Source organism: Streptomyces bungoensis, assembly GCF_001514215.1.
Taxonomy (GTDB): Bacteria; Actinomycetota; Actinomycetes; order Streptomycetales; family Streptomycetaceae; genus Streptomyces; species Streptomyces bungoensis.
Map to the genome: position 1 here is coordinate 43,023 of NZ_KQ948885.1, position 1,092 is coordinate 44,114.

General features: G+C 71.9%; 1 protein-coding gene. It reads left to right on the plus strand.

The window, feature by feature from the left end:
- Nucleotides 1-64: 64 nt before the first annotated feature.
- On the plus strand, nt 65-1,092 hold a 1,028-nt coding region (locus tag AQJ66_RS35900; protein ID WP_244163037.1), incomplete at its 3' end, for a polyketide synthase dehydratase domain-containing protein.

Genomic DNA, 1,092 nt, shown 5'->3' on the forward strand with positions numbered 1-1,092 from the left:
ACGCCCTCTGGAGATCCACTCCCGTACCGAGGACGCTCTCGACAGCGATCCGTGGACCTTGCACGTGACCGGTGTACTCACGGTGCTCACGGATGCGCGGCCCGGCCCTTCCTCCGACTTCGGGGTGTGGCCGCCGCGGGATGCGGTGGCGGAGCTGGTCGAGGACGTGTACGAGCGGTTCTCCGCCCTGGGCCTGGCGTACGGACCGGTGTTCCAGGGCTTGCGCGGCGTGTGGCGACGAGGCGACGAGACCTTCGCCGAGGTCGCGATTCCCACCGAGCAGGAAGCGGCCACCGGAGGCTTCGGTGTGCATCCGGCGCTGCTGGACGCGGCCCTGCACGCGGTGATCTTCTCGCCGGTGTTCGGTGACGGCCGGGTCCGGTTGCCGTTCGCGTGGACGGGGATGTCGTTGTGGGCGTCCGGGGCGCGGGAACTGCGCGTGCGGATGGTGCCGGTGGACTCCCACACGGTGGCACTCGAACTCGCGGACCCGGCGGGGCAACTGGTGGCCGGGGTGGAGTCGCTGACGCTGCGGGAGGTCAGCGGCGACCTCGTGCAGGCCGACGGCGGCCTGGCGGACGGCCTCTTCCAGATCGACTGGACGAAGCTCCCCGCGCGCCAGGGGCCGGCACCGGCCCCTGTAGGAACCGCTCTCCCCGGACCCGAGGAGCCGGTGCCCGCTGACGTCCTCGTCCGCGTGGAACGCCCGACCGGCGACGAAGCCGAAGCGACGCACACCGCGACAGCACGGGTCCTTGCCCTGGTGCGTGAGTGGTTGGGGGTGGAGCGTTTCGCGGGGGCGCGGTTGGTGGTGGTGACGGAGGGTGCGGTTGCTCCGGAGGGGGTGGGTGCTGATCCGGTTTTGAGTGCGGTGTGGGGTGTGGTGCGGGCTGCGCGGGCTGAGGCGCCGGGGCGGTTGGTGCTGCTGGATGTGGAGGGTGGGGAGGAGTCCTGGTCTGTGGTGGGGGCGGCGTTGGCTTCGGGTGAGCCGGAGTTGGCGGTGCGGGGTGGGGTTGTTTATGTCCCGCGTCTGGGGCGTGTGTCGGGTGCGGGGGCGCTGACGGCTCCGGGCGGGGAGTCGGTGTGGCGGCT